Genomic DNA, 19232 nt, shown 5'->3' with positions numbered 1-19232 from the left:
AAAGGGCGGCCTAGGCCACCCTTTTTATGCTTGCATCGATGGATTAATCGAGCGTTAACGTAGCCGCAGGCTCAGTGCAGGCCCTGAATGTAGCTGGAGAGGGCTGCAATATCCTCATCACTGAGCTTGCGCGCAATCGAACGCATGATCATCGCATCGCCATCGTTATTGCGCCCGGCCTCTTCCTTACGGAAATCGGTGAGCTGTTTGGCGATGTATGTCGCGTGTTGGCCGCTAAGATGCGGGAAACCGGCGGCAGCTATACCGGCGCCATTTGGCGAATGGCAGCCAATGCAGGAAGGAAGGCCTTTCTCCAGGTTGCCACCACGAAACAGTTTCTCGCCACGGGCCACCAATTTCGGATCAGCAGCTCCCACACTGCCTTTCCGGCTGGCAAAATACGCCGCGATGTCTGCCAGGTCCTGATCGCCGAGGTTGGTCAGCAAGCCGGTCATTTCCAGTACCGTGCGCTTGCCATCCTTAATGTCGTGCATCTGCTTGGTCAGGTAACGTTCACCCTGGCCGGCCAGTTTGGGGAAGTTAGGCGCCGGGCTATTACCATCCGGCCCATGGCAGGCACCACACACGGCGGCTTTCGCTTGACCGGCAGTGGCATCACCTTTGATGGGGCCCTCTGCAGCGACGGCAGCGCCTGTGATGCCCATGGTCAACAGCAGACTCACGATCAGTTTGTTCATCAGCTAATCCAACTACGGCTAAGGGGTTTATAGAGTTATCTACCGGGTTTACTCACCATCAACTCAATGACGGCCTGGTAATCCTCAGTACTGCAGTCCATGCACAAACCACGCGGCGGCATTGCCTTGAAACCCTGGGTCACGTGTAGCACCAGCGTGTCCATGCCCTGCGCCAGTCTTGGCGCCCAGGCTGCCTGGTCACCCCGCTTGGGGGCATTAGGCAACTGGCCGGCATGGCAAGCCACGCAAACTCGGTTGTACAGCGCTTCCGGATCCTGTGTAGCCTGAGCGCTGTAAAGCGGAATCAGGACACCAAAAGCGAGCAACCATCTGGTCATACGTCGACCATTTCAGGGTTTGAGAGCGTTTTGCGTTCTAATGCGCAATAAAGGTCTTTCGCTCCCGTGAATTTCGTCCTTCGCTGGGACAAAACACACACAAAATCTGCGGCATTATATACTGGCGCTACTGAAACGGAAACGACACCGCTTGCCGCACCCTTTCTCGGCACCGCCCACATCGGAAATCTCATGCAACTCAAGAATCCCATCCTTGGCCTGTGCCAACAGTCCACGTTTATGCTCAGCGCCGCCAAAGTTGACCAATGCCCCGATGACGAAGGCTTTGAAGTTGCCTTTGCCGGCCGTTCCAACGCCGGTAAATCCAGCGCCCTGAACACCCTGACCCATGCCAGCCTGGCACGCACCTCGAAAACCCCGGGCCGCACGCAACTCCTCAATTTCTTCAAGCTAGACGATGATCGGCGTCTGGTCGACCTGCCGGGCTACGGTTACGCGAAAGTACCTATCCCGTTGAAGCTGCACTGGCAGCGTCACCTTGAGGCTTACCTGGGTGGCCGCGAGAGTTTGAAGGGTTTGATTCTGATGATGGACATCCGTCATCCAATGACCGACTTCGACCTGTTGATGCTCGACTGGGCCGTCGCCAGCGGCATGCCGATGCATATCCTGCTGACCAAGGCCGACAAGCTCACCTACGGCGCAGCCAAGAACACGCTGCTCAAGGTGCAGTCCGAAATCCGTAAAGGTTGGGGCGACGCGATCACCATCCAGCTGTTCTCGGCACCGAAACGCATGGGCCTGGAAGAGGCCTACACCGTGCTGGCTGGATGGATGGAGTTGGCAGACAAGGGCGCGGAACTCGCGGAATAACTTTCGCGATTCACTTTCTTGGAGGCAAAAAAAACCCCGGACTTCTTATGGGGAGGGGAAGTTCGGGGTTCAAGTACTGGACCGCTAGGGCGGGGTCCAGATATCTGCCAACACTTAACACAACATAGGAGCATTGAAGGGCTTCACCACCCATTCAGTAACTCTGAGTAGCACTTCACGGGTTAAGTTCCGGCAGGTTCAAAAAACTATTGGAAATAACTGACGGCGACTTCTGGACTAAAGCACTCTGCCACCACCCTAAGGTGGCAGCAAAGCCCCGGAATCAGTGCGCTTCGTCCCAGTTATCGCCCACGCCCACTTCCACCAGCAGCGGTACGTCCAGGTTCGCGGCGGCACTCATGTGCTCGCGGATTTTCTCGCTGACTTCGGCCACCAGGTCCTCACGCACCTCCAGCACCAATTCATCGTGTACCTGCAAGATCACCTTGGCGTCCAGGCCCGAGTCGGTCAGCCAGTTGTCCACCAACACCATGGCTTTCTTGATGATATCTGCGGCAGTGCCCTGCATCGGCGCGTTGATCGCCGTGCGTTCTGCAGCGGCGCGCTCTTGAGGCTTGTTGGAATTGATATCCGGCAAGTACAGGCGACGGCCGAAGAACGTCTCGACGTAACCCTGATCGGCAGCCTGGCCGCGCGTGCGCTCCATGTACTCGCGAACGCCGGGGTAGCGGGCGAAGTACACATCGATGTACGCCTTGGCCGTCTTGGTATCGACGCCGATGTCCTTGCCCAGCTTCTGGGCGCCCATGCCGTAGATCAGGCCGAAGTTGATTGCCTTGGCGCTGCGGCGCTGGTCCGAGGTGACTTCGCCCAGCTCAACCTTGAACACTTCGGCCGCCGTGGCCGTGTGCACGTCCAGATTGTGGCGGAAGGCATTCATCAAGCCCTCGTCCTTGGACAGGTGCGCCATGATCCGCAGTTCAATCTGCGAATAGTCCGCTGCCAGCAGTTTGTAGCCCTTGGGCGCGACAAATGCCTGGCGGATACGCCGCCCTTCAGCAGTACGCACCGGGATGTTCTGCAGGTTCGGATCACTGGAAGACAAACGCCCGGTCGCGGCCACCGCCTGGTGATAGGACGTGTGGATGCGCCCAGTACGCGGATTGATCTGCTCCGGCAGGCGGTCGGTGTAGGTGCTCTTGAGCTTGCTCATGCTGCGGTATTGCATCAGCACCTTGGGCAGCGGGTAGTCATCTTCGGCCAGCTTGGCAAGCACTTCCTCAGCGGTGGACGCCTGGCCCTTGCCGGTCTTTTTCAACACCGGCAAGCCAAGTTTTTCGTAAAGAATCGCCCCCAGTTGCTTAGGCGAACCCAAGTTGAATTCCTCACCGGCGATCTCGAACGCCTGGCGCTCCAGCTCGACCATCTTGTTGCCCAATTCGATGCTCTGAACGCCTAGCAACTGCGCATCGACCAATGCGCCCTGACGCTCAATGCGGGCCAACACCGGCACCAGCGGCATCTCGATATCCGTGAGCACACTGGCCAGGCTCGGGATGGCTGTCAGTTGCGCGAACAGCTCCTGATGCAGACGCAGAGTCACGTCAGCATCTTCGGCGGCATAAGGCCCGGCTTGCTCAAGTGCGATCTGGTCAAAGGTCAGCTGCTTGGCGCCTTTGCCGGCGATGTCCTGAAAGCTGACGGTGTCATGGTCCAGGTACTTCTTGGCCAGGCTGTCCATGTCATGCCGGGTGGCGGTGGAGTTGAGCACATAGGACTCGAGCATGGTGTCGTAGGCGATGCCGCGCACGGTAATGCCCTGGGCCGGGTCGCCACCGATGGCGCAGTTGGCGAGGATGTTCATGTCGAACTTGGCGTGCTGGCCGACCTTGAGCTTGCTCGGGTCCTCCAGCAGCGGCTTGAGGGCCAGCAACACAGTATCGCGATCCAACTGCTCCGGCGCACCGATGTAGGAATGCGTCAGCGGGATGTAGGCCGCCTCATGGGGCTGCACCGCGAAGGACACGCCGACCAACTGCGCCTGATGGGCATCGATACCGGTGGTTTCGGTGTCAAAGGCGAACAACTTAGCCTCGTTGAGCTTCTTCAACCAAAGATCGAACGTGGCCTGGTCGAGAATGGTGGTGTAAGCCGTCTCAACCGGAGCCGCGGGAACCGCCTCGGCAACTTCTTCGGCAGCCGGCGCCGCCTTGAGCTCGACACGCTTGGCATCGCGCTGAACCTCATCGATCCAGCTCTTGAACTCCAGCAGCGAGTACAGCTCCAGCAGCTTTTCGCGGTCCGGCTCGATCAGGTGCAGGTCATCCAGCCCCACGTCCAGCGGCACATCACATTTGATCGTCGCCAATTGGTAGGAAAGAAACGCCATCTCCCGATGTTCTTCGAGCTTGGCCGGCAGTGTCTTGGCACCTCGGATCGGCAAGGTCGGAACAATGTCCAACTGCTCATAAAGCTCTTTAATGCCGCCATTCACGCCCACCAGCAAGCCGGAGGCGGTCTTCGGACCAATCCCCGGGACGCCCGGAATGTTGTCGGACGAATCGCCCATCAACGCCAGATAATCGATGATCTGCTCCGGAGCGACGCCAAATTTCTCCTTTACGCCCTCGATGTCCATCGCGCTACCGGTCATGGTGTTGACCAAGGTAATGTGCCCGTCCACCAGTTGCGCCATGTCCTTGTCACCGGTAGAGATCACCACCGGTCGGTTGGCGGCCGCGCTGCTGCGGGCTAGGGTGCCGATCACGTCATCGGCCTCGACGCCTTCGACGCACAGCAACGGAAAGCCCAAGGCGATCACGCTCTGGTGCAGTGGCTCGATTTGCACGCGCATGTCATCAGGCATGCTGGGGCGGTTGGCCTTGTATTCGGCGTACATGTCATCGCGAAAAGTCCCACCTTTGGCGTCGAATACGACGGCAAATGGGCTGTCCGGATACTGCTTTCGCAGGCTTTTGAGCATGTTCAACACGCCCTTGACCGCGCCGGTTGGCAGGCCTTTGGAGGTGGTCAGTGGAGGCAGCGCGTGAAAGGCGCGGTACAGATATGAAGAACCGTCCACCAGGACGAGGGGGGCTTGGCTCATGAGCAGGATCAACCTTTTCGGCGGGTCAGGCGCTAGAATAGCCGGACCAATGACGACAAAGGGACAAGGTTATCATGCGTACATTCAATCGCCTGCTGTTCACTGGCTTGATTGCACTCGCTCCGATGGCTGCCATGGCGGCAGACAGCGCCCCCGGGGGCGACCCGGAAGTTACCATTCGCACGGAAGGCGACAAGACCATCCAGGAGTACCGCCAAAACGGTTTCCTGTACGCAATCAAGGTAACGCCCAAGGGCGCACCTCCATATTTCCTGGTGCGTGCAGACGGAACCGATGCGAATTTCATCCGCTCTGACCAGCCGGATATGCTGATCCCGTCATGGAAGATTTTCGAATGGAAATGATTTCTTAACTTCAATTGGCGCCGCGCACCGCGGCGCCCGTACTGGCAGTTTTAACCATGTCTGTGTTCACCCCCCTGGCTCGGCCCGAGCTGGAAACCTTTCTCGCCCCTTACGGGCTCGGCCGCCTGCTTGATTTCCAGGGAATTGCCGCCGGTAGCGAAAACACCAATTTCTTCATCAGCCTGGAACAGGGCGAATTCGTCCTGACCCTGGTTGAGCGTGGTCCCGTCGCCGAAATGCCGTTCTTCATCGAACTGCTCGACGTGCTCCACGACGCCGACCTGCCCGTGCCTTATGCGCTGCGCACCACCGACGGCGTGGCCCTGCGCGAGCTGAAAGGCAAACCGGCGCTGCTGCAACCGCGCCTGGCCGGCAAACACATCAAGGACGCCAACGCGCAGCACTGCGCGCAGGTTGGCGACCTGCTTGGCCATCTGCATTTGGCCACCCAGGGCCAGAAGGTGCTGGAACGCAAAACTGATCGCGGGCTCGACTGGATGCTCAACGAAGGCGCGCAGTTGATTTCGCACCTGGATGAGGCCCCCCAACGCCTGCTGCAAGACGCGCTGGATGAGATCAAAGCCCACAAGGAACAGATCCTCGCCCTGCCGCGCGCCAACATCCACGCCGACCTGTTCCGCGACAACGCGATGTTCGAAGGCACCCACCTCACTGGCTTGATCGACTTCTACAACGCCTGCTCCGGCCCGATGCTGTACGACGTGGCCATCGCCCTGAATGACTGGTGCTCGGACGAAGACGGCGTGATCGACGGCCAACGCGCCCGCGCCTTGCTGGGGGCCTATGCAGGTCTGCGCCCGTTTACTGCGAAAGAAGCTGAGTTGTGGCCGACCATGCTGCGGGTGGCGTGCGTGCGGTTCTGGCTGTCACGCCTGATTGCGGCTGAGTCGTTTGCGGGTCAGGACGTATTGATTCACGACCCGGCGGAGTTCGAACATCGCCTGGCGCAACGCCAGCAAATCACGATCCAACTGCCGTTCGCGCTTTAAAAATGTGGGAGCGGGCTTGCTCGCTCCCACACTGGTTTTGTGTAGGTTGTTAGAGCGATTCCAGGCAACCCGCCAAATCATTGCCCAACTTCTCCAGCACCTGCTCATAGCCTTGCGCTGTAGCCGGGGTGTACCCACCCAAGGCATCCAACTCTGCCAGTTTCACCGGCAGGCCGGAAACCAAGGTCTCGGCCAAACGCGGACGCAACGGCGGCTCGCTGAACACACAAGTCTTACCCACTTCCTGCAACCGCGTACGCATGGCTGCTACATGCTGGGCGCCCGGCTGCACTTCAGCGGCAACACTGAACACACCGGCGTGCTTCAGGCCGTAAGCGTCTTCGAAGTAATCGAAAGCTTCGTGGAACACGAAGTAAGGTTTGTCGCCAATCGTCGCCAAACGCGCCTTCAAGCGGGCATCCAGCGCATCCAGGCGTTCATCGAACGCCTTCACATTGCTTTGGTACTTGGCAGCGTTGGCCGGGTCGGCAACGCTGAGGTCGGATGCCATGCGAGCGGCAATCACGCGAGCGTTGACCGTCGACAGCCACAAGTGCGCATCCAGGCTGCCCGGGCGGTGATCGTGGTCATGCTCGTCGGCTTCGTCGGCGTGGGAGTGGCTATCTTCGGCGAAACGACGCAATTTCATGCCTGGCAGGTCTTGAACCGCCACGGTGGGCAAACTACGCCCCTTGAGCACGCGGGGTAGGAAGCTTTCCATGTCCGGGCCGATCCAATACAGCAGGTCCACCGACTGCACACGCCGTACGTCGGATGGGCGCAGCGCATAGTTATGCGGCGACGCACCCGGCGGCAGCAACACCTCCGGAACCGTCACGCCGTCCTGCACAGCCGCGGCAATCAACTGCAATGGCTTGATGCTGGTCAGCACCTTGACCTCGGCCTGAGCGGCGCCAGCGATGAAAAAACTGGTGATGAATACGACAAAAACGGGAAAAAGTCGGGACACGATGACCACTCAATGGCGTAGGAACGGGTAACATAATAACGTCTCTATCAAATATCTGTCGCCGCTCATGCCTAAAACACCGCTTGCCAGCCGTCCCCACGACCACTCTCACTGCGTGCATACCGCGCTGTCGGAGGCCGATACCCTGTGCGCACAGAAGGGTTTGCGCCTGACCGCATTGCGTCGTCGCGTGCTGGAGTTGGTGTGGCAGAGCCACAAGCCGCTGGGCGCCTACGACATTCTGGGCGTACTCAGCGAACAGGATGGCCGCCGTGCAGCGCCACCTACCGTGTACCGCGCGCTGGACTTCCTGCTGGAAAACGGCCTGGTGCACCGCATCGCCTCCCTCAACGCCTTTGTCGGCTGCAACCACCCGGAACACGCGCACCAGGGCCAGTTTCTGATCTGCCGCGAATGCCACGCCGCCATCGAGCTTGAACAAAAAAGCATCAGCGACGCCATCATCCACAGCGCAGCCGACGTGGGCTTCCAGGTCGAAGGGCAAACGGTCGAAGTGGTCGGCCTGTGCTCCGGCTGCCAGGGGGCTTGATGAGCAACGCGTTAATCCGCCTCGAACAGGTCGGTGTCACGTTCGCCGGGCAAGCTGTGCTGGACAACATCGCCCTGAGCGTGGAGCCGGGGCAGATCGTTACCCTGATCGGCCCCAACGGCGCTGGCAAGACCACCCTGGTGCGCGCCGTGCTCGGCCTGCTCAAGCCCGACAGCGGCAGTGTGTGGCGCAAGCCCAAGCTGCGCGTGGGCTATATGCCGCAGAAACTGCACGTCGATCCGACCCTGCCACTGTCCGTGCTGCGCTTCCTGCGCCTGGTGCCCGGTGTAGACCGTGCCCGCGCCCAGGCCGCACTCAAGGAAGTCGGCGCCGAACAGGTGATCGACAGCCCGGTGCAGAGCATCTCCGGCGGCGAAATGCAGCGCGTCTTGCTGGCCCGCGCCCTGTTACGCGAACCGGAACTGCTAGTGCTGGATGAACCGGTGCAAGGCGTCGACGTCGCCGGCCAGGCCGAGCTGTACAGCCTGATCACTCGATTGCGCGACCGCCATGGCTGCGGCGTGTTGATGGTCTCCCACGACCTGCACCTGGTCATGAGCACCACCGACCAAGTGGTGTGCCTCAACCGTCACGTGTGCTGCTCCGGCCATCCAGAGCAAGTCAGCGGCGACCCGGCCTTCGTCGAACTGTTCGGCAAGAATGCCCAGAGCCTGGCGATCTACCATCACCATCACGACCATGCACACGACCTTCATGGCGCAGTGGTCGACGATCCCGCTACCCCACATGTTCATGGAGATAGCTGCAAGCATGGCTGATTTTCTGCTCTACGCCCTGCTGGCAGGCTTGGCTTTGGCGCTGGTGGCGGGCCCACTGGGTTCGTTCGTGGTGTGGCGACGCATGGCTTATTTTGGCGACACGTTGTCGCACGCAGCGCTTTTGGGCGTGGCCATGGGCTTTTTGCTGGATGTCAGCCCGACCATCGCCGTGACCGTAGGCTGCCTGCTGCTGGCAGTGCTGCTAGTGACCCTGCAACAGCGCCAGCCGCTGGCCTCCGACACCTTGCTGGGCATCTTGGCGCCCAGCACGCTGTCCCTGGGCTTGGTGGTGCTGAGCTTCATGCATGAAGTGCGCATCGACCTGATGGCCTACCTGTTTGGCGACCTGCTGGCGATCAGTACCTCCGACCTCGCGTGGATTCTCGGCGGCAGCGCCGTGGTGCTGGTGCTGTTGGTCGCCCTATGGCGGCCATTGCTGGCAATTACCGTGCATGAAGAACTGGCCACGGTAGAAGGTTTGCCCGTGCCAACCCTGCGCATGGCCCTGATGCTGTTGATCGCCGTGGTGATTGCTGTCGCGATGAAGATTGTCGGCGTATTGTTGATCACATCGCTGCTGATCATTCCCGCCGCCGCCGCCCAGCGCCACGCCCGTTCACCGGAGCAAATGGCAATTGGCGCCAGCCTCTTGGGGATGCTTGCCGTGTGCGGGGGCCTGGCGTTGTCCTGGTTCAAGGACACGCCAGCCGGGCCATCGATTGTGGTCACGGCCGCCGCCCTGTTTCTGCTGAGTTTTGTCCTGCCCCGTCGAGGGGTGTAGACTTGCTCGCTTTTTGCGCAAATAGAGAGTCGCAGGAATGAAGCCGTTCAACTCCCGTTATCTGCTCCTTGCCGCATTTACCCTGCTGCTGGGCGCCTGTCAAAGCACACCGCCCGCCGCCACGCCGGCCCCGGACGCACGCGCTGCGGCCATCGCGCAGCTGGAACAAAACCTGGCCAGCAGTGAGCTGGCCACCGCCGAAGACGAACTGGCCGCCCTGCAAGCCCAGTCGCCCAACGACCCGGCGCTGGAGCCTTACCAGCGCCAACTGGCCGAAGCCTACCTGCAGCGCAGCCAGATCGTGCTGCAAAAAGGTGACGTCAATGCAGCAGCCACCGCCCTGAGCCGCGCCCGTGCGCTGATGCCCAAGGCGCCAGCGTTGACCGGCGGCGTTAACAGCGCCATCAGCCATGCCCGCAAGGCCGAGCTGGACAAAGCCGAAGCGGCGCTGAAAGCAGCAGAGTCCAAGCCTGTCGCCAAAGTCATCGACCCGGCGGCTGAAAGCACCACCGTGGCGCTGAACCTCACCGATATCCAGGAATTGCGCCATCAGCTCGACGCCATCGCCACCGACGTGGTGAATTACCAGTGTGATGTGAGCATTCAGGTGCCACGCACCGAGGATTACCCATGGTTGGCCACGTTGCTGACCAAGCGGGTCAAACGCATCGATTCGGGGTATGACCTGAAACTTCACCGGCAGATCTTGAAGAAGATTCCGGCGCAGGTTGTTCTGATTCCGCGCAAGGCTCAATAAAGCATCGCAGGCAAGCCAGCTCCCACCTTTGAATTGTGAATACATTCAAGTGTGGGAGCTGGCTTGCCTGCGATAGCGATCTAACTAACAACCACAAACTTAAGCCGGAATCGCCTTGGCCTTCGCCTCACGGTCCCAAACCCGATGCTGCCCAATCGCGGCAAAGAACGCCTTGAACGCCTTCGCATCCGACCCCACGATCAGCCCTGCATCCACCTCAAGCTTCAACAGATCCAACAACGGCTTGGCCTCACTGGCCACAGTGATAGCCTTCAAGTGCTTGTACGCCTCCAGCAAGTAATGCAACGCCACGCCGTCCTCGCTCAATGCCTTCACCGACGCTTTACCGCCGGGCACAAAGACCGCATCGAAGGCCACGGACGGCAGGCCCTCCATGGACGCATCCACCGGCAGGCTCTTGCCATCTGCGGTCGTTACGGGCGCTGACGTTGGCCCGAGCAACTTGGCATGCGCACCCTCAGCTGCCAGCGCCTTCTTCAACGCCGCTATCGCTGCACCGTCCACGCCATTGGCCGCCAGGATCGCCACCTTGCGGGTCTTGATATCCGCCGGCAGCAAATTGGCCTGACTCAATGCAGGCGAGCGTGCCAACGTGGTCTTACGCTCCTCCACCGTGCCTTTTTTCGGCACCGGCAGCCCAAGGTTCTGCGCCACGCGCTTGGCCAGTTCCAAGTCAATATTGGCCAGAATCTCGTTGACCTGGCGCACACGTATAAACTCACGCTCCACCTTGCCCAGCTCAAAGCTGTAGGCCGAGATGATGTGCTCTTGCTCGTGCTTGCTCATGCTGCGGAAAAACAGGCGCGCCTGGGAAAAATGGTCGCCGAATGACTCACTGCGCTCACGCACCTTATGGGCGTCGATACGTTCGTAGTAAGACTCGAAGCCACCGTCTTGCGCCGCTGGCGGTGTTTCTTTCGGCCAGCCACCGTCAATCGAATTGGGCTCGTACGCGGCACGGCCCTTGTCGATCACGGTCCGGTGCATCGCATCGCGCTGGCCATTATGGAAGGGCGCCACCGGCCGGTTGATTGGCAGCTCGTGAAAGTTCGGCCCGCCCAGTCGGCTGATCTGCGTGTCCGTGTAGGAAAACAGCCGGCCTTGTAGCAGCGGATCATTTGAGAAGTCGATGCCCGGCACGATATGCCCAGGGCAGAACGCCACCTGCTCAACCTCGGCAAAGAAGTTATCCGGGTTACGGTTCAGCACCATTTTGCCCAGCGGCGTAATGGGCACCAGTTCTTCGGGAATCAGCTTGGTCGGGTCGAGAATGTCGAAGTCAAACGCGTGCTCCTTATCCTCAGGAATCACCTGCACGCCCAGCTCCCACTCCGGGTAATCGCCCATTTCGATAGCTTCCATCAGGTCGCGACGGTGGAAGTCTGTATCTTTACCGGCCAGCTTTTGCGCTTCATCCCACACCAGCGAGCATGTGCCAGCGGTAGGGCGCCAGTGGAACTTAACGAAATTGGACACCCCTTCGGCGTTGATAAAGCGAAAGGTATGCACGCCAAATCCCTGCATGCTGCGCAGACTTTTGGGAATGGCACGGTCAGACATGGCCCAGATCACCATATGCGCCGACTCTGGCTGCAACGAAACAAAGTCCCAGAACGTATCGTGCGCCGAGCCACCGGTAGGGATTTCGTTGTGCGGCTCAGGTTTTACCGCGTGCACAAAGTCGGGAAACTTGATCGCGTCCTGAATGAAAAACACCGGCATGTTGTTGCCCACCAGATCGAAGTTGCCCTCGTCGGTGAAAAACTTCACGGCAAAACCACGCACATCGCGCACCGTATCCCCTGAACCACGCGGGCCTTGCACAGTTGAAAACCGTACAAACACCGGCGTTTGATGCCCTGGGTCACGTAGAAAGCCCGCTTTTGTCAGCGCTGAGTGGTTTTCATAACTCTGGAAATAGCCGTGGGCGCCTGTACCGCGCGCATGCACGATGCGCTCGGGGATTCGTTCATGGTCAAAATGCGTGATCTTTTCACGCATGATGAAATCTTCGAGCAGTGAAGGCCCGCGCGCGCCAGCCTTCAAGCTGTTCTGGTTGTCGGCAATCTTTACCCCTTGGTTAGTACGCAGGGCCTGCCCGGTGGCGTCGGAACGGAACGCTTCCAGGGCCTCTAACTTGGCGTTGGTGTTCTTGCGGTCGAGGGTGTCGGTGCCGGCGAGTTCGCTCTTTGGCTTTTTCGTACTCATCAGTCAAAACTCCTTATTCAGGCCCAGGCACGGCACCCGGGACATCGCGCTGCTTAAGTAGTGACTGATACAGTTTTGCACCGTTCCTTTTTTATGACCTTTGATCGCGTTATTGCCAAATCGCTGGATGAATACGAAATAAATGCTAAGAAACGCTATACGGACAGGCTAAAATGCGCGCCCGGCTAACCGCTGATCCCTTTTCCATGCGCCCCACAAGGTTCGCTACGTGATCGAGTTTCATAACGTCCATAAAACCTACCGCGTCGCCGGTAAGGATATCCCCGCGCTGCACCCCACCAGCCTGACCGTCGAAAACGGCCAGGTGTTTGGCCTTATCGGCCACTCGGGTGCGGGCAAAAGCACCCTGCTGCGCCTGATCAACCGCCTCGAAGAACCGAGCGGCGGCCAAATCAGTGTCGACGGCGAAGAAGTCACCGCCCTGGACGCCAACGGCCTGCGCCGTTTCCGCCAGCAGGTCGGGATGATCTTCCAGCACTTCAACCTACTGGCCTCCAAGACCGTCGCCGACAACGTGGCGCTGCCGCTGACCCTGGCGGGCGAACTGTCGCGCAAGGACATCGACCTGCGCGTCGCCGAACTGCTGGCCCGCGTCGGCCTGTCGGACCACGCCAAGAAGTACCCGGCGCAGTTGTCCGGTGGCCAGAAGCAACGGGTTGGCATTGCCCGCGCGTTGGCGACCAAGCCGAAGATTTTGCTGTGCGACGAAGCCACCAGCGCCCTCGACCCGCAGACCACCGCCTCGGTGCTGCAATTGCTGGCCGAGATCAACCGCGAGCTCAAGCTGACCATCGTGCTGATCACCCATGAGATGGACGTGATCCGCCGGGTCTGCGACCAGGTGGCCGTGATGGACGCCGGTGTGATCGTCGAGCAAGGCTCGGTGGCCGATGTGTTCTTGCACCCCAAACACCCGACCACCAAGCGCTTTGTGCAAGAGTCCGAGCAGGTCGATGAAAACGAACAGCGCGATGACTTCGCCCACGTTCCGGGCCGCATCGTACGCCTGACGTTCCAGGGTGAAGCGACCTACGCGCCGCTGCTGGGTACCGTCGCCCGTGAAACGGGTGTGGACTACAGCATCCTCGCCGGTCGTATCGACCGCATCAAAGACATCCCCTACGGGCAACTGACCCTCGCCGTCACCGGTGGCGATATGGAAGCGGCCTTTGCCCGCTTCACCGCCGCTGACGTCCACATGGAGATCCTGCGCTAATGGACGTCCTGTTGAGCTTCTTCGCCAATATCGACTGGTCGGAAATCTGGCTGGCCACCGGCGACACCATGACCATGCTGTTCGGCTCGCTGTTCTTTACCGTGGTGCTGGGCCTGCCGCTGGGCGTGCTGCTGTTCCTGACCAGCCCGCGCCAACTGTTCGAACAAAAAGGCCTGTACGCGCTGCTGTCGCTGATCGTGAACATCCTGCGCTCGCTGCCGTTCATCATCCTGTTGATTGTGATGATCCCGTTCACGGTATTGATCACCGGCACCTCGCTGGGTGTGGCCGGTGCGATTCCACCGTTGGTCGTGGGCGCTACGCCGTTCTTTGCGCGCTTGGTGGAAACCGCGCTGCGTGAAGTAGACCGCGGCATTATCGAGGCCACCCAGTCGATGGGCGCCACCACGCGGCAGATCATCACCAACGCCCTGCTGCCCGAAGCGCGCCCCGGCATTTTCGCGGCGATCACGGTGACGGCGATTACACTGGTGTCCTACACGGCGATGGCCGGTGTGGTCGGTGCCGGTGGCCTGGGTGACCTGGCAATCCGCTTCGGCTACCAGCGTTTCCAGACCGATGTGATGGTGGTCACCGTGGTGATGCTGTTGATCCTGGTGCAAATTCTGCAAACCGTCGGCGACAAGCTGGTGGTGCATTTTTCTCGAAAATAACGGCCATTGCCGGCCAAAAGCCGGCACATGCCCGAACAAGGAGCTTGTTGGATGAAAAAACTACTGGTTGCTTTCGCTGCCGTTGCCGCGTTTTCCGCCCACGCCGAGACCCTCACGGTCGCGGCCTCGCCGGTGCCGCATGCAGAAATCCTGGAGTTCGTGAAACCGGCCCTGGCCAAAGAAGGCGTGGACCTGCAGGTCAAAGTCTTCACCGACTACGTACAGCCCAACGTCCAAGTCGCCGAAAAGCGCCTGGACGCCAACTTCTTCCAGCACCAGCCGTACCTCGATGAATTCAACAAGGCCAAGGGCACTCACTTGGTGAGCGTCGGCGCCGTGCACTTGGAACCTCTGGGCGCTTACTCCAGCAAGTACAAGAAGCTGGACGAGCTGCCAAGCGGTGCCAACGTGGTGATCCCGAACGACGCCACCAACGGCGGCCGTGCACTGTTGCTGCTGGCTAAAGCTGGCGTGATTACCTTGAAGGACCCGACTAATATCCTGTCGACCATCAAAGACATCACCGCCAACCCTAAAAACCTGAAGTTCCGCGAACTGGAAGCCGCCACCCTGCCGCGCGTGCTGACCCAGGTCGACCTGGCGCTGATCAACACCAACTACGCCCTGGAAGCCAAGCTGGACCCGTCCAAGGACGCCCTGGTGATCGAAGGCAACGACTCGCCTTACGTGAACATTCTGGTGACCCGCGAAGACAACAAGGATTCGGATGCGGTGAAGAAGCTGGTTGCGGCGCTGCACACGCCTGAGGTGAAGCAGTTCATCGAAGAGAAGTACAAAGGCGCGATCAAGCCGGCGTTCTGATCTGACTCGATCCCCCAAACACTGGGGATCAACATGTGGGAGGGGGCTTGCTGTGGTGAGCGGGCTTGCCCCGCGCTGGGCTGCGAAGCAGCCCCATTGGATCTTCAGTGAACCCATCGGGGGACAAGCCCCCTCACCACAGCAAGCCCCCTCCCACATTTGTTTTGCGTTGCTAGTTACTTACGCTGCAACAGGCCTGGCAACTGCGCGACTAGCTTCTGATTATTCAACGGCGCCCGAATAAACCCACGCTGCGTCCCATCCGGCCCGATCACCGCCAGGTTGCCGCTGTGGTCCACGGTGTAATTGGGCTTGCTGGTATCAGCCGGAATAAACGGAATGCTCACCGCATTCGACACCTTCTGCACATCGTCCACATTCGCGCCGGTCAAGCCCACGAACTGCGGGTCGAAATAGCCCAGGTACTGCTTGAGCTGGGTCGGCGTATCGCGATGCGGGTCGACGCTGACCAGGATCACCTGCAACTTATCCACAACGTCCTTGGGCAGCTCGCTCTTGATCTGGCGCAACTGCGCGAGGGTGGTCGGGCAAATGTCCGGGCAAAAGGTGTAGCCGAAGAACAACAGGCTCCACTTGCCCTTCAATTCATTGACCAGCACCGGCTGGCCGTCCTGGTTGGTCATGGTGACCGGCGGCAACTGACGGCTTTGCGGCAGCAGGATGATGCCGGCGTCGATCAGCGCGGTAGGGTCGCCCTGGCCTTTGCCACTGAGCACTTTGTTGACGGTCAGGCCCAGGATCAACGCAACGATGGCCACCAGGATAAAGACGGTTTTCTGAGTTCGGGTCATAGGTTCAACAATAAGTAGTGGTCTACGAGCAGCGCGATAAACAGCAGCAACAGGTACCAGATAGAGTACTTGAAGGTGTTGATCGCCGCGTGCGGCCGACCGCCACGGTACAACACCCAGGCCCATTGCAGAAAGCGCACGCCCAATACCAGCGCGCACACCAGGTAGAGCAGGCCGCTCATGTGAATGACATAGGGCATCAGGCTCACCGCCAGCAGGGCGAAGGTGTAGAGCAGGATATGCACCTTGGTGTAGTGCTCGCCGTGGGTCACCGGCAGCATGGGGATATCGGCCTTGGCGTATTCCTCTTTGCGATGGATCGCCAGGGCCCAGAAATGTGGCGGAGTCCAGGCGAAGATGATCAGCACCAGCAGCAACGGCTCGGCGCTGATATGGCCGGTGACCGCGACCCAGCCCAGCAGCGGCGGGGCCGCACCGGCCAGGCCGCCGATCACGATATTCTGCGGCGTCGCCCGCTTGAGGAAACCGGTGTAGATCACCGCATAGCCCAGTAGCGAAGCCAGCGTCAGCCACGCTGCCAAAGGGTTGGTAAACGCCAGCAGCAACACCAGCCCGGCCACTGCCAGCAGCAACGCAAACACCAGCGCCGCCAGCGGCGATACACGCCCTTGCGCCAACGGCCGTTTGTGGGTGCGCGCCATCACCGCATCTATTCGCCGGTCCACCACGTGGTTCACCGCCGCCGCGCCACCGGCACACAGGGCAATTCCCAGGTTGCCAAACACCAGCACCGTCCACGGCACCCCAGCGCGGGTCGCGAGAAACATCCCCACCAGGGAGGTGATGAGCATCAGCACCACCACTTTCGGCTTGGTCAGCTCCAGGTAGTCACGCCAAAGCGCCTGGTCGTGACGCGCGCCAATCAAGGCCGCCATGGCATCTCTCCTTTAAGGGTAATGAGCCCGGATACATGCTTGCGCGGGATAAAACGCCAGCCGAACGGCAATTGGTTGCGCACCCGAACCAGGCTGGTGCGCGCGTGGTAATTGACCACCACCAACGTCAATAACAGCGCTGCGCCGCCAGCGTTATGCGCCACCGCCACTGGCAATGGCAGATGAAAATACACATTGCTCAGGCCCAGGCAGATCTGCGCGGCCAGGGCGATCAGCAGCAAGCCCGCCAGGCGCGTCATACCGACCACCTTGAGCTGCCAGGCCAGGCCCAACAGCACCAGCGAAACGACTACGGCGCCAATGCGATGGGTCAGGTGAATGGCCGTACGAGCTTCGCTATCCAATTGCCCGCCGAGGTAGTTGGGGCCGATATGCTGGGTAAGGTGAAAGCCATTGGCAAAGTCTGCCGCTGGCCACCATTCGCCATGACAGGTCGGCAGATCGATACACGCCACTGCCGCATAGTTGGAACTGACCCAGCCTCCCAGCGCAATCTGCCCGATCACCAGCACCAACCCCGCCGTGGCCCAATATTGCAGGCGCTTGGGCACGATCAACGCAGGCAATACGCCGGACAAGCGCAGCGTCAGCAGAAACAACAAGCTCAAGGTGGCAAAGCCGCCCAGCAGATGGCTCGTGACCACTTGCGGCCACAGCTTCAACGTCACTGTCCACATACCAAATGCCGCCTGGGCGAATACCACCGCCAACAGGAACAACGGTAATTTCACTGGCTGGCCAGGATCGCGCCGATGGCTCCAGGAACGCGCCGCCAACAACACAATCAACAAACCCAAGGTGCCGGCAAAGTAGCGATGCGTCATCTCTGCCCACCCCTTGTCGGCCTCCACCGGTGTGTCAGGAAAATGCAGTTCGGCATGGGCCAGTTGGGCTTCGCCCTGCGGCACACCAATAAAGCCGTAGCATCCCGGCCAATCCGGGCAGCCAAGACCCGCATGGGTCAGGCGGGTATAGGCACCCAGCAGCACCACAATCAGCGCCAACAAGGTGGCAAACAACGCGAGGCGAAATCCAGGTTTGGCCATGACGATGCCCTTATCCGATGTTCGACAGTTTCAGCAGGTGGCGCAGGTCATTGAGCAAGTCCTTGCCCTTGACCTTGGCGTCGTAGCGCAGCACCAGGTTGCCGTGGGGGTCGATGATCCAGAGTTGCGCATCACCCGGCGCGGCGGCGTTTTTGGTAAAGGTCGTCAGGTCCAGCGGGTAGCGTTGCAGTTGCGGGTATTCGGCCTTGAGCTTGGCCTCGTATTCGGTGCCGACCGGTTGCGCACTGGCCAAGGCGTGGCTGGCGCGGGAAGCATCGCGGCCCAGGCTGATTTGCAGCTGCCGCGCCAGGTACACCAGTTGCTGGCAATCGGCCGCGCAGGTTGCGGGGGCTGTCACCAATAGCTGCCAGCGCTCTTCATCGGCCTGCACGCCGATGTCGGCGCGGGTCTGGCCGTTGCCGATCATCTCGCCGTGGTAACTGCGGCTGTCCGGCACCCAAAATTGCAGCTTGTACATAAAGGTGGCCAGCGCCATCGGGCCGATCACCATCATCAGGATCAGGACCAACTGCCAGCGGCCTTTGCGCCGATCAGGCAGCTCAGACGCGTTGGGTGGATTCATGGCCGCTCCCATGGGGCTTCTCCTTTTTTGTGTGATGCCATCCGAGGTAGAGGTAAAGCGCGAGCAACGCCAACGCCATGGCGAACCATTGCACCGCGTACCCCACGTGTTTTTCCGGGCCCATGGCGACCACGGCCCAGGTGGTTTCGTACATACCGGGGCCAGCTTCGGCGCGCAGCTCGTAGGCAAAGCCGCTGCGACCCAATTCAGTCCATAGCACGCCAGGGTGCAAGGCGGTCAGCAGGCGCGGCCATTGGGCGGTCGCCGGGTCGGCATGCAACTGGAAGGTTTCGCCGGGGGCGACATACACCCAGGCGTCGAGATTGACCGGCGTGGCCGGCGTGGTGAAGACGGGCGGGGTGCGCCGATCCGGCCAGGGCAGCCAGCCGCGATTGAGCAACAGCCAAAGGCCGCTGGCCTGGTCATGGAAGGGTTGCAGCAGCTCGACGCCGGCCTTGCCGTCGCGCATGCGATTGTCGAGCAGCACGCTGTGTTCGGCATCGAATTGGCCGCGCAAGCGAACGCGGCGAAAGGCCGGGTCCGCCATGTCGCTGAGTTGCACGCTATTGATCGGCTCCGCCGCGCGCCGTTCGGCGTAACTGTCCACCAGCAGCTGCTTTTCATGGCCACGAGACAGCTGCCAAAACCCCAAGCCCACCATCATCGGCAGCAGCACCAACACCACCAGTGTGGGCGCGATCCCGGGGCGAAAGCATTTTATGGCGCTGGCTATACTTGTTTTCATTGCCCGCCCATCCCATTG

Annotated in this window: 20 protein-coding genes; 10 read left to right on the top strand and 10 right to left on the bottom strand. The window is 60.4% G+C overall.

The features are described 5' to 3' along the window. Positions 1-71: 71 nt before the first annotated feature. Positions 72-698 (bottom strand): c-type cytochrome, encoded by a 627-nt coding sequence (locus tag ACLD1Y_RS25735; protein WP_429480567.1) that lies wholly within the window; start codon positions 696-698, stop codon positions 72-74. Positions 699-733: 35 nt separating this feature from the next. After that, the gene (locus ACLD1Y_RS25730; RefSeq protein WP_429480566.1) at positions 734-1036 is read right to left on the bottom strand and encodes a c-type cytochrome; all 303 of its coding nucleotides are present in this window, start codon (positions 1034-1036) and stop codon (positions 734-736) included. A gap of 192 nt (positions 1037-1228) precedes the next feature. On the opposite strand from ACLD1Y_RS25730, the gene yihA reads away from it, so the two are divergent. Then, positions 1229-1870, top strand: coding sequence for a ribosome biogenesis GTP-binding protein YihA/YsxC (gene yihA, locus ACLD1Y_RS25725; RefSeq protein WP_010207832.1), 642 nt, complete (start codon positions 1229-1231; stop codon positions 1868-1870). Positions 1871-2153: 283 nt separating this feature from the next. Here yihA and polA read toward each other — a convergent pair whose 3' ends face one another. Continuing rightward, entirely contained in the window at positions 2154-4937 is a 2784-nt protein-coding gene (gene polA / locus ACLD1Y_RS25720; RefSeq protein WP_429480565.1) for a DNA polymerase I, read from the bottom strand. A gap of 74 nt (positions 4938-5011) precedes the next feature. On the opposite strand from polA, the gene ACLD1Y_RS25715 reads away from it, so the two are divergent. Both ACLD1Y_RS25715 and ACLD1Y_RS25710 read left to right on the top strand, forming a co-directional pair. Further along, positions 5012-5302, top strand: coding sequence for a DUF2782 domain-containing protein (locus tag ACLD1Y_RS25715; RefSeq protein ID WP_038851128.1), 291 nt, complete (start codon positions 5012-5014; stop codon positions 5300-5302). Between the two features lie 56 nt (positions 5303-5358). Next, on the top strand, positions 5359-6312 hold the full coding sequence (locus ACLD1Y_RS25710) for a homoserine kinase (protein WP_429480564.1): 954 nt from the start codon (positions 5359-5361) through the stop codon (positions 6310-6312). Positions 6313-6361: 49 nt separating this feature from the next. On the opposite strand, the gene ACLD1Y_RS25705 is transcribed toward ACLD1Y_RS25710, so the two are convergent. Beyond that, positions 6362-7291: a zinc ABC transporter substrate-binding protein gene (locus tag ACLD1Y_RS25705; protein ID WP_429480563.1), complete on the bottom strand. Its 930-nt coding sequence runs from the start codon at positions 7289-7291 to the stop codon at positions 6362-6364. Positions 7292-7349: 58 nt separating this feature from the next. Here ACLD1Y_RS25705 and zur point away from each other — a divergent pair, with 58 nt between their 5' ends. The 4 genes from zur to ACLD1Y_RS25685 are packed head-to-tail and all read left to right on the top strand — an operon-like array spanning position 7350 to position 10149. Next, positions 7350-7832 (top strand): zinc uptake transcriptional repressor Zur, encoded by a 483-nt coding sequence (gene zur / locus ACLD1Y_RS25700; RefSeq protein WP_429480562.1) that lies wholly within the window; start codon positions 7350-7352, stop codon positions 7830-7832. Then, the gene (znuC, locus tag ACLD1Y_RS25695) at positions 7832-8611 is read left to right on the top strand and encodes a zinc ABC transporter ATP-binding protein ZnuC (protein ID WP_429480561.1); all 780 of its coding nucleotides are present in this window, start codon (positions 7832-7834) and stop codon (positions 8609-8611) included. The genes zur and znuC overlap by 1 nt, the downstream gene beginning before the upstream one ends. Next, entirely contained in the window at positions 8604-9392 is a 789-nt protein-coding gene (gene znuB / locus ACLD1Y_RS25690) for a zinc ABC transporter permease subunit ZnuB (RefSeq protein WP_429480560.1), read from the top strand. The genes znuC and znuB overlap by 8 nt, the downstream gene beginning before the upstream one ends. Before the next feature lie 37 nt (positions 9393-9429). Continuing rightward, positions 9430-10149, top strand: coding sequence for a PA5502 family lipoprotein (locus tag ACLD1Y_RS25685; protein WP_429480559.1), 720 nt, complete (start codon positions 9430-9432; stop codon positions 10147-10149). A gap of 99 nt (positions 10150-10248) precedes the next feature. Here ACLD1Y_RS25685 and katE read toward each other — a convergent pair whose 3' ends face one another. Continuing rightward, a complete protein-coding gene (gene katE, locus ACLD1Y_RS25680) occupies positions 10249-12378 on the bottom strand; it encodes a catalase HPII (RefSeq protein WP_429480558.1) in 2130 nt (709 codons plus the stop codon). 229 nt (positions 12379-12607) lie between these two features. Between katE and ACLD1Y_RS25675 the strand changes: the two genes are divergently transcribed. The 3 genes from ACLD1Y_RS25675 to ACLD1Y_RS25665 are packed head-to-tail and all read left to right on the top strand — an operon-like array spanning position 12608 to position 15111. Further along, a complete protein-coding gene (locus ACLD1Y_RS25675) occupies positions 12608-13615 on the top strand; it encodes a methionine ABC transporter ATP-binding protein (protein ID WP_122485384.1) in 1008 nt (335 codons plus the stop codon). After that, a complete protein-coding gene (locus ACLD1Y_RS25670; RefSeq protein WP_429480557.1) occupies positions 13615-14289 on the top strand; it encodes a methionine ABC transporter permease in 675 nt (224 codons plus the stop codon). The genes ACLD1Y_RS25675 and ACLD1Y_RS25670 overlap by 1 nt, the downstream gene beginning before the upstream one ends. Positions 14290-14340: 51 nt before the next feature. Then, positions 14341-15111, top strand: a complete 771-nt coding sequence (locus ACLD1Y_RS25665; RefSeq protein ID WP_429480556.1) for a MetQ/NlpA family ABC transporter substrate-binding protein — start codon at positions 14341-14343, stop codon at positions 15109-15111. A gap of 176 nt (positions 15112-15287) precedes the next feature. On the opposite strand, the gene ACLD1Y_RS25660 is transcribed toward ACLD1Y_RS25665, so the two are convergent. From ACLD1Y_RS25660 to ACLD1Y_RS25640, 5 genes are read right to left on the bottom strand one after another with little or no spacing between them, the layout of a single operon-like run. Further along, positions 15288-15923 carry an SCO family protein gene (locus tag ACLD1Y_RS25660; RefSeq protein WP_429480555.1) on the bottom strand — a complete coding sequence of 212 codons (636 nt, stop codon included), beginning with the start codon at positions 15921-15923 and terminating at the stop codon, positions 15288-15290. Then, entirely contained in the window at positions 15920-16819 is a 900-nt protein-coding gene (gene cyoE, locus ACLD1Y_RS25655; RefSeq protein WP_429480554.1) for a heme o synthase, read from the bottom strand. The genes ACLD1Y_RS25660 and cyoE overlap by 4 nt, the downstream gene beginning before the upstream one ends. Further along, positions 16807-17886 (bottom strand): COX15/CtaA family protein, encoded by a 1080-nt coding sequence (locus ACLD1Y_RS25650; RefSeq protein ID WP_429480553.1) that lies wholly within the window; start codon positions 17884-17886, stop codon positions 16807-16809. Before ACLD1Y_RS25650 ends, cyoE begins: the two co-directional genes overlap by 13 nt. Before the next feature lie 10 nt (positions 17887-17896). Then, on the bottom strand, positions 17897-18481 hold the full coding sequence (locus tag ACLD1Y_RS25645; RefSeq protein WP_429480552.1) for a hypothetical protein: 585 nt from the start codon (positions 18479-18481) through the stop codon (positions 17897-17899). Then, positions 18447-19214: an SURF1 family protein gene (locus ACLD1Y_RS25640; protein WP_429480551.1), complete on the bottom strand. Its 768-nt coding sequence runs from the start codon at positions 19212-19214 to the stop codon at positions 18447-18449. The genes ACLD1Y_RS25645 and ACLD1Y_RS25640 overlap by 35 nt, the downstream gene beginning before the upstream one ends. Between the last annotated feature and the right edge of the window lie 18 nt (positions 19215-19232).

Source organism: Pseudomonas sp. 18175, from assembly GCF_050432925.1.
Classification (GTDB): Bacteria; Pseudomonadota; Gammaproteobacteria; order Pseudomonadales; family Pseudomonadaceae; genus Aquipseudomonas.
Note: the sequence above shows the minus strand (reverse complement) of the source record. Positions and strands in the feature narration are given on the sequence as shown.